This is a genomic window from Cupriavidus sp. MEYA8, from assembly GCF_059278825.1.
In genome coordinates this window covers 2,297,363-2,312,538 of record NZ_CM181222.1, presented here as the reverse complement: position 1 = coordinate 2,312,538, position 15,176 = coordinate 2,297,363, and the positions used below count along the sequence as shown (strand labels likewise).

The following is a 15,176-nucleotide window of genomic DNA, read 5'->3' as shown; positions in this document are numbered from 1 at the left end:
TATAAAAGTTCCTGCCGCTGCGTAGCTGTCGACGTTTTTCGAAAACCAAGACTGCTGTTGCAGTGCCCCTGATTCTGCCGGCCGCCAGGCAACAGCGCAGGACACGGGCCCACAGGCGCACAACAAGGAGACGAGCTTGGACGGACTGGAAACGTTCCGGCAGCAGGCACACGCCTGGCTGGAGGCCAATTGCCCCCCTGAGATGCGCCTGCCGATGCAGGACGAGGACGACATCTGCTGGGGCGGCCACAAGTTCCGCTACCAGTCCGAGGCGCAGCGGCTGTGGCTGCAGCGGATGGCTGAACAGGGCTGGACCGTGCCGGAATGGCCGCGCGAGTATGGCGGCGCCGGATTGAGCGCGGCCGAGGCACGGGTGCTGCGCGCCGAGATGCAGCGGCTGCACTGCCGCGTGCCGCTGCAGAGCTTCGGCATCTCCATGCTCGGGCCCGCGCTGCTGAAATACGGCACCGAGGCGCAGAAGCGCGAACACCTGCCCAGGATTGCGCGCGGCGAAATCCGCTGGTGCCAGGGCTATTCCGAACCCAACGCCGGCTCCGACCTGGCCGCGCTGCAGACGCGCGCCGAAGAGCACGGCGACCATTTTGTGGTCAACGGCCAGAAGATCTGGACCTCGTATGCCGACAAGGCCGACTGGATCTTCTGCCTGGTGCGCACCGATTTCGCGGCGCAGAAGCACACCGGCATCAGCTTCCTGCTGTTCGACATGGCGTCGCCGGGCGTCTCGACCCGCCCGATCGTGCTGATCTCCGGCAAGTCGCCCTTCTGCGAGACCTTCTTCGACGACGTCAAGGTGCCGCGCCACCAGCTGGTCGGCGAGCTCAACGGTGGCTGGGCCATCGCCAAGTACCTGCTGACGCATGAGCGCGAGATGATCAGCGCGATCGGCAGCCGCGGCTTCCGCCAGCCGCTGGGGCGCCATGCCGCCAAGGCAATTGGCGTGGACGAGCGCCACCGGCTCGACGACCCGGTGCTGCGCGCGCAGATCGCCCGCTTCGAGGTCGACGAGGCCGCCTTCGCCGCGGCCGGCGAGCGCGCCCGCGACCTGGCGCGGCAAGGCGAAGGCATGGCCGCGTTCTCGTCCGTGCTGAAGTACTACGGCGCGGAACTGAACAAGCGGCGCTACGAGCTGCTGATGTCGGTCGGCGGCACCGATGCACTCGAATGGGAAGGCCCGCGCAGCCAGGAAGGCGCGCTGGCGCGGGCATGGCTGCGCACCAAGGCGAATTCGATCGAGGGCGGCACCAGCGAGGTCCAGCTCAATATCGTCGCCAAGCGCCTGCTCGGCCTGCCCGGCGCCTGAGCCGCCGCGCCATCCTCCACGACCCAACATCTGCCAGACGCCGCCATGCCCATCGTATTGACCGACACGCAGGAGATGCTGCGCGACAGCGCCATGACGTTCCTGCAAGAGAACGCCCCGATCTCCGCGCTGCGCAAGCTGCGCGACACCCGCGACCCCGTCGGCTTCTCGCGCGAGCTGTGGCAGCGCTGCGCCGCGCTGGGCTTTGCCGGGGTAATGATCGACGAGGCCTACGGCGGCAGCGGTCTCGGCGCGGTCGAGGCCGGCGTGATCGCGGAAGCGATCGGCACCACGCTCGCGCCGCTGCCCTTCCTGTCCACCGCCGTGCTTGGCGCATCGCTGGTCGGCCTGTATGGCAACGACAGCCAGCGCAGCGCGCTGCTGCCGGCGCTCGCCGCGGGGCGGCACCTGATGGCTTTGGCGCTGGATGAAACCGCCCGGCACCGGCCCGAGCGCATCGCCACGCAGGTGCGGCGCGACGCGGACAGCTATGTGCTTGATGGCAGCAAGGCCTTCGTGGTCGATGGCCATGTGGTCGCGCACGGGCGCCGCCGGCGCGAGCGACGGCGTCTCGCTGTTCCTGGTCCCGCGCGACCACGCCGGCGTACAGGTGGAACGGTCCGTGCTGGCCGATGCCACCAATGCCGCGCGCATCGTCTTCGACGCCGCGCGGGTGCCGGCCGACGCCCTGCTGGGCGACGAGGGTGCCGGGGCGCAAATGCTGGAGCGCGTGCTGGACATCGCCCGCGCGGTGCTGTCGTCGGAACTGCTCGGCATCGCGGATTCCTCGTTCGCGCGCACGCTGGCGTACCTGAAGGAACGCAGGCAGTTCGGCAAGGCCATCGGCGAATTCCAGGCGCTGCAGCACCGCGCCGCGCATCTCTTTGCCGAGATCGAACTGGCGCGCGCCGCGGTGCTGCGTTGCCAGCAGCGGCTCGACGAAGGCAACGCCGACGGTCCCGAGCCGCTGGTCTGCGTGGCCAAGGCCAAGGCCGGCGATACCGCCACGCTGGCGGTGCAGGAAGGCGTGCAGATGCACGGCGGCATCGGCATGACCGACGAATTCGATATCGGCTTCTTCATGAAGCGCGCCCGCACCGCGCAGGAATGGCTGGGCGACGCGAACTGGCAGCTCGACCGCTGGGCCACGCTGCGCGGCTACTGAGCGGCTACTGAGCGGCTGAGAAGCTGAGAGATTCGGCCCCATCCGCAGGGGCCTGCAGGACATCACGCAACATTGAGGCGGCAACGGACGCCCCGGTTGCGGCGCCACGCGCCCGCACCGGCCCGACCGCCAGCAAGGAGGCAGCATGTCGGCAAGTCCCCGGGCACCAGCATTCCCCGCATTCACGCTAGCGACCGCAATGGCTGGCGGCACGCCACCATGCCGGCCCATGCACGGAGGCCGGCCATGAGCGCCTATCTCCTGCGCCGCCTGCTGGCGCTGCTGCCGACGCTTGTCTTCGCCAGCATCATCGTGTTCGCCATCGTGCGGCTGGTGCCGGGCGACGTGGTCGACCTGATGCTGAGCCAGAACGACATCAGCGCCGATACGCGCACCCGCGAAGACCTGGTCCATGCGCTCGGCCTCGACCGCCCGATGTGGGAGCAGTACCTGCACTGGGTCGGCAATATCGTGCTGCATGGCGACCTGGGGCAGTCGCTCTGGCAAGGCGAGCCGGTGCTGAGGATGGTGATGGCGCGCATTCCCGCGACCTTCTCGCTGGGTGTGCTGGCACTGGCCGTGGCGCTGACGGTGGCGCTGCCGATCGGCGTGCTGTCGGCGATCCGCCAGGACACCGCGGCGGACTATGTGGCGCGTTCCTTCTCGATCCTGATGCTGGCAGTGCCCAGCTTCTGGCTGGGCACCATGGTGATGGTGTTCCCGTCGGTGTGGTGGGGCTGGTCGCCCGAAGTGCGCTACGTCCCCTTCCTGGAGGACCCCGTGCAGCATGTCAGGCAGATGCTGGTGCCGGCCATCGTGCTCGGCATGGCGCTGTCGGCGATCACTATGCGCATGACGCGCACCATGATGCTGGAGGTGCTGCGCCAGGACTATATCCGCACCGCGTGGGCCAAGGGCCTGAACGAGCCGCTGGTGATCCTGCGGCATGCGCTGCGCAATGCGCTGATCCCGGTGGTGACGCTGGTCGGCCTGCAGGCGCCGCTGCTGATCGGCGGCGCGGTGGTGATCGAGCAGATCTTCGTGGTGCCGGGCATGGGCTTGCTGCTGCTCGATGCCGTGCACCAGCGCGACTATCCGCTGATCACCGGCATCTTCCTCGTGGTCGGCGTCGCGGTGATGCTGATCAACCTGCTCGTCGACCTGAGCTATGGCCTGTTCGACCCCAAAGTGAGGCACCGCTGATGGCACCCCCGACCGTCGATCCGCACGCCGCTTCCGCCACCCTGCCTGGCGCCCTGCCCCGCTCCGGCCGGCAACGCCAGCCTCGCTTCGCGCTGCTGCGGCGGCTGTTCCGCGACAAGCCCCTGGGCGCCGCCGGCGCGGTGATCTGCGCGGTGTTCCTGTTCTGCGGCGTGTTCGCCGACCTGCTGGCGCCATATGGCATGAACGAGATCAACATGATGGCGCGGCTGCAGCCGCCCTCGTGGGCGCATCCGTTCGGCACCGACAATCTCGGCCGCGACATGTTCTCGCGCTGCCTGTACGGCGCCCGGCTGTCGGTAGTGATAGGGCTCTCGGCGGCAACGCTGGCCACGGCGATCTCGCTCGCGCTGGGCATCCTGACCGGCTACCTGGGCGGCAAGTTCGACCTGGTGGTGCAGCGCATGGTCGATGCCTGGATGAGCTTTCCCGACCTGGTGATCCTGATCGTGGTGGTGTCGGTGCTGGGCCCGGGCAGCTGGCAGATCGTCTGCACGCTGGGCCTGCTGCTCGGCATCGGCGGCTCGCGCATCGTGCGCAGCGCGGTGGTGTCGGTGCGCGAGAACATGTACGTGCATGCGGCGCAGTCGATGGGGGCGTCGACGGGCCGCATCCTGTGGCGCCACATCCTGCCCAACGTGCTGCCGCCGGTGATCGTGCTGTTCACCACGCGCGTGGGCTCCGCGATCCTGGCGGAGTCGGGCCTGTCCTTCCTCGGCCTCGGCGTGCCGCCGCCGGCCCCGACCTGGGGCGGCATGCTGTCGGGCGACGGCCGCACCTTTATGTTCCAGGGCCCGTGGCTGGCGCTGGCGCCGGGCGCCTGCCTGACGATCGTCGTCTATGCGATCAACGTGTATGGCGATGCGCTGCGCGACCTGCTCGACCCGCGCATGCGGGGCAGCCGCTGAGAACAGCAGATTGACGAGCGGCCGGCATGACGAGCCGGCACATCATGATCCCCAAAGGAGCAGACGATGGTGCGCAGCGTGAAGACGGACGACAGGATGACGAGGGGGGCTTCCCTGGTGGCGGTGGCGACGGCAATGGCCGCGGCCTTCGCCTGCGGCACGGCGGCCGCGCAGGCGGAAGCGCCGAAATATGGCGGCACCATTGAAGTCGGCTCGGTCTACCCCACCATCTCGGCATTGTCGTGGGACCTGGGCGACTGGAACTGGAAGCAGAACTACGACACCGGCCAGGTCTACGAGCAGCTCTTCGCCGCCGACCTGTCCAAGGCCCGCCGCAACGGCGGCAAGTACGCCTTCCAGGCCGACGCCTGGCTGCCCGAGGATGCCATCCGCGGCGAACTCGCCGAAAGCTGGAAATGGACCGACCCGCTTACGCTCGAGGTCAAGCTGCGCAAGAACGTACGCTTCCCGGCCAAGCCCGGCGTGATGGAAGAGCGCGAGCTGACGGCAGAAGACGTGGTGTTCAGCTACAGCCGCCAGAACGCCAGCGCCAAGAAGATACCCACCTACTTCGACCACCTGAGCAAGGTCGAGGCCGTCGACAAGCATACGGTCGTGTTCCGCTTCAAGGAATTCAATGCGGAATGGGACTACCGCTTCGGCTGGGGCTACTACTCCGGCATCATGCCCAAGGAGGTCGCCACCGCGGGCGCCGCGAACTGGAAGAACGTCACCGGCTCCGGCCCGTTCACGCTGACCCAGTTCGTGCAGGGCAATTCCAGCACGTATGCGAAAAACGCGCAGTACTGGGACACCGAAAAGATCGGTGGCAAGGACTACAAGCTGCCCTTTGCCGACAAGGTCGTGCTGCGCACCGTCAAGGACGAGGCCACCCGCAACACCATGCTGCGCACCGGCAAGCTCGACGTGCTGGAAATGGTGCGCTGGACCGCCGTCGATGAACTGAAGAAGAGCGCGCCGCAACTCAAGTGGTCGCGCTGGCTGTCCTACACCGGGCAGTACCTGGCCCTGCGCGTCGACACCAGGCCGTTCAACGATATCCGCGTGCGCCGCGCGCTGAACATGGCGGTGAACAAGCAGGAGATCGTCAAGCAGTACTACGGCGGCAATGCCGAGTTGTTCGCCTATCCGCAGCACCCGGACTACACCGGCTATTTCGAGCCGCTGAGCGCGATGCCGGAATCGGTCAAGGAGCTGTTCACCTACAACCCGGAGAAGGCGAAGAAGCTGCTGGCCGAGGCCGGCTACCCGAAGGGCTTCAAGTTCAAGGTGCAGGTCTGCGCCTGCAGCCAGGACCATATGGAAATGCTGCCGCTGATCGCAGCGTACCTGGAGCAGGTAGGCGTGCGCATCGAGATCCAGCCGATGGAGTATGGCGCCTTCCTGTCGGCGATGACCACCAAGACCAATGCGCCGGGCTACATGATGAGCAACGGCCATACCAACCCGACCACGACGATCCGCAAGAGCTTCGTCGCCGGACAGGTGTGGAACGCCTCGCAGTGGAACGACCCCAGGTTCGATGCCCGCGTCAACCAGGCCTTCCAGATGCGCGACCTGGGCAAGCGCCAGGAAGCGCTGCGTGCCATGACGCGCGACATCCTGGCCGAAGCGCCGTATATCTGGCTGCCGACGCCCTACCTGTTCACCGCGTGGTGGCCGTGGGTCAAGAACTACGACGGCGAGCTGCGCGCCGGCGCGGTGCGCAATGGGCCCATTTATGCGCGCGCCTGGATCGACCAGGAGATGAAGAAGAAGCTCGGCTTCTGATCTTCCCACCGACAACCGGGACGCAACCATGGCAGAGCCAATCCTGCAGGTGAAGAACCTGACCACGCGCTTCCGCACCGACCGCGGCGTGGTCACCGCGGTGGACCGGGTCTCGTTCGACGTGGCCGCCGGCGAGACGCTGGCGATCGTCGGCGAGTCGGGTTCGGGCAAGAGCGTGACCGCGCTGTCGATCCTCGGCCTGATCCCGCAGCCGCCCGGCGTCATCGAGTCCGGAGAGATCCGTTTCGAGGGACAGGATCTGCTCAGGCTCAAGCCGGCGGCCATGCGCGCCATTCGCGGCAACCGCATCGCGATGGTGTTCCAGGAGCCGATGTCGTCGATGAACCCGGCGCTGACGGTGGGCAAGCAGATCGCCGAGCCGATCCGCGTGCACCAGGGCCGCGCCTGGGGCGATGCCTACGAAGAGGCCGCGGAATTGCTGGCGCAGGTGCATATCCCGGAGCCGCGCAGCCGCGTCCACGCCTATCCGCACCAGTTCTCGGGCGGCATGCGGCAGCGCGCGATGATCGCGATGGCGCTGGCCTGCAAGCCGAAGCTGATCATCGCCGACGAGCCGACCACCGCGCTCGACGTCACCGTGCAGGCGCAGATCCTGGATCTGCTCAAGGGGCTGGCGCAGCAGGCCGGCACGGCGCTGATCCTGATCACGCACGACCTTGGCGTGGTGGCGCGCTATGCCGACCGTGTCGCGGTGATGTACGGCGGGCGGCTGGTGGAGACGGCGACCGCGGATGAGCTATACCGCCATCCGGCGCATCCGTACACGCGCGGCCTGATGGCGTGCGTGCCGCGCCTGGACGGCGACACCAGCCAGCCGCTGGTGCCGATCGACGGCCAGCCGCCCGACCTGACCGCGCTGGGCCCGGGCTGCGCCTTCCTGCCGCGCTGCCGGCTGGCGCAGGAACAGTGCCGCCAGGCGCCGCCCGAGCTGCGCGCGATTCCTGGGCGGACTTCCGACCAACACCTCAAGGCTTGCTTCCTCCATGACGCCCATTGACACGCCCCTGGCGCGCAGCGTCGCGCCGCCTGAGCGCACGGATCGCACGCATGGCAGCGCAGGCGCCGAGGCGCCGGCCAGTCGTCAGCCGCCCCAGGCCGGCGACCCGATCCTCCAGGTCGAAGACCTGAAGGTCCATTTCCCCGTGACGCGCGGTGTGCTGCTCAAGCGGCAGGTCGGCTCGGTCAAGGCGGTCGATGGCGTCTCGTTCACGCTGCGCCGCGGCGAGACGCTGGGGCTGGTGGGTGAAAGCGGCTGCGGCAAGTCCACCACCGGGCTGGCCATCATGAAGATGCTGCCCGCCAGCGCGGGCCGGATCGCCTTCGATGGCGAAGACCTGGCCGGCTTCAGCGGCGCGCGCGAAAAGCGCTTCCGCCGCAGCGTGCAGATGGTCTACCAGGACCCGTTCGCGTCGCTGAACCCGCGCATGAAGGTGCGCGACATCATCGCCGAGCCGCTGCACGTCCACGGCCTGGCCGGCGATCGTGCCGCGCTGCAGGCGCGCGTGGCCGAGCTGCTCGACATGGTCGGCCTGCTGCCCTACATGGCCGACCGCTATCCGCACGAATTCTCGGGCGGCCAGCGGCAGCGCATCGGCATCGCCCGCGCACTGGCGCTGAAACCGAGCCTGATCGTCTGCGACGAGCCGGTGTCGGCGCTGGACGTGTCGATCCAGGCGCAGGTGGTCAATGTGTTCATGGCGCTGCAGCGCAGCCTGGGCCTGTCCTACCTGTTCATCGCCCACGACCTGGCGGTGGTGCGCCATATCAGCGACCGCATCGCGGTGATGTACCTCGGCCGCATCGTCGAGATCGCCAGCCGGCACCAGCTCTACGCGGAGCCGCGCCACCCGTACACGCGCGCGCTGCTGTCGGCGGTGCCGGTGGCCGACGTGCGCGCTGAACGCCAGCGCCAGCGCATCGTGCTGCAGGGCGAAGTCCCCAGCCCGATGCATCCGCCTTCGGGCTGCCGCTTCCATACGCGCTGCCCTTCGGCCATGCCCCAGTGCCGCAGCGCCGACCCGGTGCTGCGCGACCAGGGCGACGGCCAGATGGTGGCCTGCCACCTGTACGACTGACATCTCGCGGCAAACCCCCCGGGCGCTGCCGCGCCGGTTCAGCTCAGTTCAGCGCAGCAGGCCCATCATCATGGGCCGCACGAACAGATCGGCGGCGTTGTCGGCGGTCGCGTCGCGGACCCAGCGGCGCAGCTCGACCGCGGCGTTGATCATGCCATGCACCTGCAGCGCGGCGATCGACTGGTCCAGCGGCCGGATCGAGCCGTCCTGCATGCCCTGCACCAGGAAGCGGACAAAGCGCGTGGACAGACGCGCCATGTCCTGCATCTTGGCGATGCGCATCTCTTCCGGCAGCGCGCCGTAGATGGTCAGCCGCAGCAGCGGTCCCTGGCTGGAGAACTGGTAATGCACCAGCGCGCGCGACACCGCGCACAGCTTGTCCCAGCCGGTGCCGGGCATCTCGTCGACCAGCGTCTGGGTATCGCGGATCACCGCCGACATGCGGTCGAAGCATGCGGAGATGAGGTCGTCCTTGTTCTCGTTGTGGTGGTAGAACGCGCCCTTGGTCAGGTTCAGCCGCGCCGAGATCCGGTCCGCCGAGGCGCCACGGTAGCCCTGCTCGTTCAGCAGCTCGGTGGCGGCGCGCAGGAACGCCTGCTGCGTTGTTTCCGGCTGTCCCAGCGTCGGCAGCAGCGCTTCGGCATCCAGCTCCGGCTGCCACGCGGTGCCGGGCGCGGCAATGCCATTGAGCACGATGTCCGCCAGCGTCTGCGCGACCTTGGGGTAGTCCGCCGGTTCGTAGCGTTCGATCCAGCTCATCGCGCCGCTGGTCAGTGACAGTAGCAGGTGGGCCCGCGCGCTCAGCGCGCTGCGCTGTGCCGGGTCGGCGGGCGTGGCATCGCGCAGCAGCCCGCGGATCTGCCGGAACATGTCGTTGTAGGCGGAGAACGCCACGTCGGCATGGCTGGCCGGCAGCGCGCGGATCTCACGGAAACTCATCAGCTCCGGCCGCTCCCCCGCCGCGGTGCGCGCCAGCCGCGCGACGAACAGCGCGATAAAGGCGGCGACGCGCTCGCCGGCGCTGCCGTGCTGCGCAGCCGCGCCGGCCAGGCCGCGCATTTCCTCGATGGTGCGCATCAGGCAGGCCAGCACCAGGTCTTCCTTCTTGCGGAAGTAGTACGTGATGCTGTTGGTGTTCAACCCCACCAGCTGGCCGACGTCCGACAGCGTCGTGCCGCGCACGCCCTTGCGGTTGAACAGCGCCGCGGCGGCATCGAGGATGCCTTCGCGCTTTTCGACATAACGGCGGGTCTGCCTGGCTTCCGACTGGTCCGTGAGCATGAGCGGTCCGGTGCGCGGATGGGCGGACCGGTTTTTCGAAGATACGGTACCAGGGATTATAAGCGGGGGTTTTGCGCGTGAGATATCGGGATGTTCCCGCTTTGCCGCACGTACCTTATTATCCAGACAGTATTCGGCATCTTGGTGGCATCGGCCCCGAAGACCTGAAGCATATGCACCGCGCAAGCCCGTCAGGGGTCGTGCGCCGCAGCCGGTGCCGGAGAGAGGAACACCGGCAGCCGGAACATGAACTCGCTGCCGCCACTGCGGCGGCGCCTGGCCACCAGCGTACCGCCGTGCGCCTCGACGATCGAGCGGCAGATCGCAAGCCCCATCCCCATGCCGTCGTCCTTGGTGGTGAAGAAGGCATCGAAGACGCGCGGCAGCACATCTTCGGCAATGCCGGTCCCGTGATCCTGCACGCTGACCACCACCATCTCCTGGGCCTCCTGCTCGCGGTACGAAGCCACCAGCAGCTCGCGCTGCTCGACCGGCGTGCCGGCCATGGCGTCGAGCGCGTTGGTGACCAGGTTGAGCACCACCTGCTGGAGCTGTACGCGGTCCGCTTCCACCTGCGTGGCGCCGGCAGTCAGCCGGGTCACGGCCCTGACGTGGTGCGCGTCCAGATCGGGCCGCACCATCTCCAGCACCTCGCGCAGTACCTCGTCCGGAGAAAGCGGCGCGAGCACCGCCGGCGCCTGCCGCGCCAGCGCGCGCAGCGCACGCACGATGTCGGCGGCGCGCAGCGCATGCTGGCGGATAAAGGCAAGGCCCTCCAGCGCCTCTCCGAACTCCGGCTGCGGCCGCTTCAGCCAGCGCACGCTGGCATCGGCGGTGGCGACAATGGCTGTCAGCGGCTGGTTGACTTCATGGCCGATCGATGCCGCCAGCGTTCCCATCACGGTCAGGTGCGAGGTGCGGGCCAGCTCGGCGCGCGCATCGCGCAGGCCGATCTCGGCGGCCACGCGGCGGTTGTTCTCGCCGATCAGCTGCTCGTACAGCCGCGCCGTTTCCAGCGAGATCGCGACCTGCGGCGCCAGCATCTCCAGTTCGGCGACATGGTTCGCACCGAACACGCCCGGAGCGTTGTTGTTCTCCAGGTAGACCGCGCCGATCAGGCTTTGTCCACGCACCAGCGGCAGGCACAGCACCGAGCGCACGCCGCTGTCGATGGCGGCCCTGGTGCGGATCGACGGTGCGTCGACCATGGCGTCGGCTAGCACCAGCGTCTGGCGCGTGCGCAGCACGCTGTTGAGCACCGCCAGCGGCAGCGCGTGCTCGGTAGGCGGCGCCGAGCCAAGTGCCACCGTCACCCTGTCGTCGAGCACCCGGCCCGAGGCCTCGATCATCGGCTCGTCATCCCGCATCAGCACCAGCAGCCCGTAGCGGGCGCCCGCGTGCAGGATCACGGTGCTCAGCAGGCTCTCGACCAGCCGATCCATCACGATCTCGCTGGACAACGCACGCGCCGCCTGCCGGCCGAGTTCCCAGCTGGCGGCCGGCGGTGCCGGCGTGCCGTCGGCCACGGGTGCGCCGAGCTGCGGATACTGCGCGGCCAGCAGCGTCGCCTTGTGTTCGGCGCCCCAGCGCTGGTAGCACGCGCGCGCCAGCGCCAGGTGCTGCCGGGCCGCCGTATGCAGGTCGTGCCGGGCGCACAGCATGCCGGCCAGTTCATGCGCCAGCGCCTGCTCATGCACGAAGCCCGCTGCAGCTGCCGCCTCGGCCGACTGCTCGTAGCAGGCCAGCGCGCGCAGCGGATCGCCATCCGCCTGGGCCAGCGCGGCATCGACCAGCAGCAGCTTGTTGCGGAACGTCAGCGGATTGAGCGCTGCCCAGCGCGCGAAGCAGGCGCGGTGTGCCGCAATGTCGGCGGCCGCCTGCGGTGCCTGCGCGTGCGCCAGCGCAATGCCGAGGAACAGGCGGCAGTCGGCCACATTGATATGCGCGGGCGCGGACCAGATCAGTGTCTCGGCCTGGCGCAGGCTGTGCACCGCCTGCGCAAACTGACCGAGGAACACCGCGGCCATGCCGTCGTACAGGTAGATCCAGAAGCGGGTCGGCAACGAGTTGCTGCGTGCCAGCCGCTGCGCGGCGGTGCCGCAGTGTGCGGCGTCCTCCTGCCAGCTGCTGCTTTCGACACCTTCGCCGCCCTCGCCACGTTCGTCGCCGCGTTCGTCGCCAACACGCAGCCGCTGCACGAAATGCAGCTGCGAATGCAAAATCAGCTCGATGTCCCGGTACTGGACCTGGCGCGTCAGCGCCAGGCCGCGCGCGATCTCTTCCGCCACCAGGCACAGGTGCTCCCCCATGACCAGCAGGTCGGACGCGATATGGTTGCAGGCATAGCAGGCCATGCCGATGTCGCCGGAGGCGCGCCCGAGCGTCACGGCTTGCTGCGCGTGGCTCAGCGCATACGACAGCGGACGCGTCCAGGCGCTGACCTGGTCCACGGCGACCAGCGTCGCGATGCGTCCCGCTTCATAGCCATGGTGGTCGATCAGCGCCATCGCCGCCTGCCCGTATGCGAGCCCGTCCTCGTACGCCTCGTACAGGCTGGCGATAAACACGCCGAACCATGACAGGCCGTACGGAGACTCCGGCGTGGCGCCATGGTCGAGGGTCAGCTCGACCATCTTGGCCACATGCAGGAAGCTGATGCCATCGCGCACGAACAGCGAAGAAATCAGCGTGGACAGCAGCCCCATCACGGCATGGATGCGCGGGTCATCGGTGGCGGGCAGCGACGCCAGGGTGGCGATCGGGCGCGTGCCGAGCGCGGCGCGCACGGCGTCGTAAGCGTCGCGCATGCGCTGCGACGACGGCGCGCGCTCCAGGTGTACATCGAGCAGCGCCAGGCCAGACAAGGCCGCATTGATCGCGCCTTCGTAGTCCGAGCGCACGGTCTGCAGGCTGGCGCGCAGGCGGTACACGGCGGCCTGGTCGAGCGCGTCATGCGCGCGAGCGAGCAGTGCATCGATGCCCTCCGACGCGGCATCGAGCCGGGCCTGCGCCAGCAGGCATTCGCAACGCAGCAGGTTGGCGGCGTAGGCCAGGCCATAGTGCGCTTCCCACCAGTCCGGCTGCATCAGCGCCTGGGCCGTGTCCATGTAGTGCAGCGCCTGCCCGATCGCGCCCGAGCGCCAGGCGCGCCGCCCCGCCACCAGCAGCACCTCGACGAAGGCCACCCGCTGCGGCATCGGCAACGCCTGGCTGGCCCGGACGGCTACGCGCTCGATCTGGTTGCAGATCTCGAACGCATGGTCCGCCAGCTGGCCGCGCCAGTGCTCAATCATGATCCGCGCGATGCGCGCGTGCTCGGCGGGGCGCGCATGCGGCTCGATCATCGAATACGCGGATTCCAGTATGCGGTCGTGCTGGAACGCGTAGCCGCACGGCGCCTGCACCAGCAAGCCGGCCTCGACGAACGGCTGCAGCTGGCTGGCCAGCTGTGCGGCGCTGACGCCGGCCACGCGGGCGAGCAGGCCGGCGTCGGCGCGCAGCCCGACGCAGGCCAGCTGCTGCAGCAGTCCGGTACCGGCGCGGGGCAGCCTGGCAAAACGCCGGATCATCAGGTCGACGACGTTGCCGGTGTAATGCTGGTCGTCGACCTCGGCGGCATGCCAGTCCCAGCCGGTGCCGCAGGCCTGCCTGGTCAGTACGCCGTCGTCGACCAGCGTGCGCAGCAACTGGTAGGAAAAGAACGGGTTGCCCGCGGTCCGGTCGTGCACGGCGTGCGCCAGCGCCGCGATACGCGCGGGCGGCTCGTCGAGCGCGGCGCCGACCAGCTCGGCCAGGTCAGCGGGCGCCAGCGGCCTGACGGGGATGCGCGTGACCGCCAGCGCGCCGCCGCGATTGGCATGCAGCAGCCACGAGAAGCGTTGCTCGACGTCCTGGCCGTGGTCCCGGTACGCGGCGATCAGCAGGATGCCGCCCGGACGCTGCACCGTGAAGGCTTCCAGCAGCGCGACGGTGAACGCGTCGGCCCACTGCAGGTCGTCGAAGAACAGTACCAGCGGCTGGCCCGGCGCGGCAAAGGCGGAAAAGGTGGCCAGCAGTGCCCCGAGTGCGCGGGCCTGCGCCTGCTGTGCCGGCACGTTGGCCAGCGGCGCCGTGCGGCCCAGCACCTGTTCGGCCTCCGGCACCAGTTCGGCAACCACCCGGCCCTGGCCCGCCAGCATGCCCAGCCAGCGCTCGCGCTGCGGCGCCAGCGTGGCCGGCGGCGCATCCAGCAAGCCAAGCGTAAGCCCGAGGATGGCCTGCGCCACCGGCGCATACGGAATATCGAGCTGGAGCTGGTCGCTCTTGCCGGCGGCAATGCGGGCGCCGGTCTGCGCCGCGGCCTGGCGCGAGAAGGCATTGGCCAGCGCGGACTTGCCGGTGCCGGCACCGCCGGCGACCAGCACAAGCTCGGACTTGCCGCTCAGGCACACGCGTCCCAGCGCATCGGCCAGCAGCGCCATCTCGCGGGCGCGCCCTACCAGGCGCGCCGGGACTTGCAGCGCCGGTGGCGCCGGCTTACCCGTCACTGGCCGGCCTGGCAGAGGCCCAGCTGCTGTGCCATCAGCACCAGCTCGGCAAAGGTGCGCGCCTTCATCTTGCGCATGGCCTGCCCGCGATGGATCTTGACCGTCACCTCGCTGATGCCGATTTCGGCCGCGATCTGCTTGTTCAGCAGGCCGGACACCGCCAGGCCCATGACCTCGGCCTCGCGTGGCGAAAGGGTCTCGTAGCTGGCGCGCAATTCGTCGGCCTTGCGCGCGCCTTTGCGGCGCAGGCGGTCCCTGGCCAGCGCGGCGCTCACCGCGTCGAGCAGGTCCTGGTCGCGGCACGGCTTGGGAATAAAGTCCACGGCGCCGGCCTTCATCGCGGCCACGCTCATGGCGATGTCGCCGTAGCCCGTCATGAAAATGATCGGCAGCGGCACGCCCATGCGCGCCAGCCGGCCCTGCAGGTCCAGGCCGCTGGGGCCGCGCAGCCTGACGTCGAGCACCAGGCAGCATGGGGTATCGGGCAACGGAAAGGCCAGCAGCTCGGCGGCGGACTCGAACAGCACCGCGCTCAGGCCGACCGAGCGGAACAGGTTGCCGAGCGCATGGCGCACGCCGGCATCGTCGTCGACGACCAGTACGGTCGCGTCATCGCAGGCACTGTCGTCGGCAGGCTCCAGGCTTGGGGATGTCACGGTCTGCTCTCCAGGGCGCGCGTGCGGGGGCGCACGAGCAGCGGATTATAACCAGCAGGCCGCCATCGGCAATGACCGTCATGCCAGCACGGGAGAAGTGCACGTCACTAATACCATTGTATTAGTCAGGCGCGCGCCGGCGCCGAATTGCTCGCCTCGCTTCCGGTGCAAGCGTCGCCGGACCGATTAATACCATCATGCAATGGCGATT

At 68.8% G+C, this 15,176-nt stretch carries 10 protein-coding genes and 1 pseudogene; 8 read left to right on the top strand and 3 right to left on the bottom strand.

What is annotated here, in order from left to right; translation table 11 throughout:
* Positions 1-136 precede the first annotated feature (136 nt).
* The 8 genes and pseudogenes from AC5WJ1_RS27495 (at position 137) to AC5WJ1_RS27460 (ending at position 8,502) form a co-directional block, all read left to right on the top strand.
* Complete coding sequence (locus AC5WJ1_RS27495; protein WP_494476773.1) at positions 137-1,321, top strand: acyl-CoA dehydrogenase family protein; 1,185 nt, start codon at positions 137-139, stop codon at positions 1,319-1,321.
* A 45-nt stretch (positions 1,322-1,366) separates the two neighbouring features.
* Positions 1,367-1,663: pseudogene (locus tag AC5WJ1_RS27490) on the top strand (acyl-CoA dehydrogenase family protein); the annotation flags it as partial.
* A 157-nt stretch (positions 1,664-1,820) separates the two neighbouring features.
* Positions 1,821-2,486 carry an acyl-CoA dehydrogenase family protein gene (locus AC5WJ1_RS27485; RefSeq protein WP_494476772.1) on the top strand — a complete coding sequence of 222 codons (666 nt, stop codon included), beginning with the start codon at positions 1,821-1,823 and terminating at the stop codon, positions 2,484-2,486.
* Between the two features lie 246 nt (positions 2,487-2,732).
* Positions 2,733-3,689, top strand: coding sequence for an ABC transporter permease (locus AC5WJ1_RS27480; protein WP_434034645.1), 957 nt, complete (start codon positions 2,733-2,735; stop codon positions 3,687-3,689).
* Positions 3,689-4,615, top strand: coding sequence for an ABC transporter permease (locus AC5WJ1_RS27475; RefSeq protein WP_195429872.1), 927 nt, complete (start codon positions 3,689-3,691; stop codon positions 4,613-4,615). Before AC5WJ1_RS27480 ends, AC5WJ1_RS27475 begins: the two co-directional genes overlap by 1 nt.
* Positions 4,616-4,750: 135 nt before the next feature.
* A complete protein-coding gene (locus AC5WJ1_RS27470; RefSeq protein WP_135703939.1) occupies positions 4,751-6,406 on the top strand; it encodes an ABC transporter substrate-binding protein in 1,656 nt (551 codons plus the stop codon).
* 28 nt (positions 6,407-6,434) lie between these two features.
* Positions 6,435-7,424 carry an ABC transporter ATP-binding protein gene (locus AC5WJ1_RS27465; RefSeq protein WP_195429874.1) on the top strand — a complete coding sequence of 330 codons (990 nt, stop codon included), beginning with the start codon at positions 6,435-6,437 and terminating at the stop codon, positions 7,422-7,424.
* Complete coding sequence (locus AC5WJ1_RS27460) at positions 7,411-8,502, top strand: ABC transporter ATP-binding protein (RefSeq protein ID WP_195429876.1); 1,092 nt, start codon at positions 7,411-7,413, stop codon at positions 8,500-8,502. The genes AC5WJ1_RS27465 and AC5WJ1_RS27460 overlap by 14 nt, the downstream gene beginning before the upstream one ends.
* A gap of 48 nt (positions 8,503-8,550) precedes the next feature.
* Here AC5WJ1_RS27460 and AC5WJ1_RS27455 read toward each other — a convergent pair whose 3' ends face one another.
* The 3 genes from AC5WJ1_RS27455 to AC5WJ1_RS27445 form a co-directional block, all read right to left on the bottom strand.
* Entirely contained in the window at positions 8,551-9,783 is a 1,233-nt protein-coding gene (locus tag AC5WJ1_RS27455) for a TetR/AcrR family transcriptional regulator (protein ID WP_133094675.1), read from the bottom strand.
* A 191-nt stretch (positions 9,784-9,974) separates the two neighbouring features.
* Complete coding sequence (locus tag AC5WJ1_RS27450) at positions 9,975-14,309, bottom strand: trifunctional serine/threonine-protein kinase/ATP-binding protein/sensor histidine kinase (RefSeq protein WP_240745793.1); 4,335 nt, start codon at positions 14,307-14,309, stop codon at positions 9,975-9,977.
* Positions 14,306-14,965 carry a response regulator transcription factor gene (locus AC5WJ1_RS27445; RefSeq protein ID WP_135702690.1) on the bottom strand — a complete coding sequence of 220 codons (660 nt, stop codon included), beginning with the start codon at positions 14,963-14,965 and terminating at the stop codon, positions 14,306-14,308. Before AC5WJ1_RS27445 ends, AC5WJ1_RS27450 begins: the two co-directional genes overlap by 4 nt.
* Positions 14,966-15,176 lie beyond the last annotated feature (211 nt).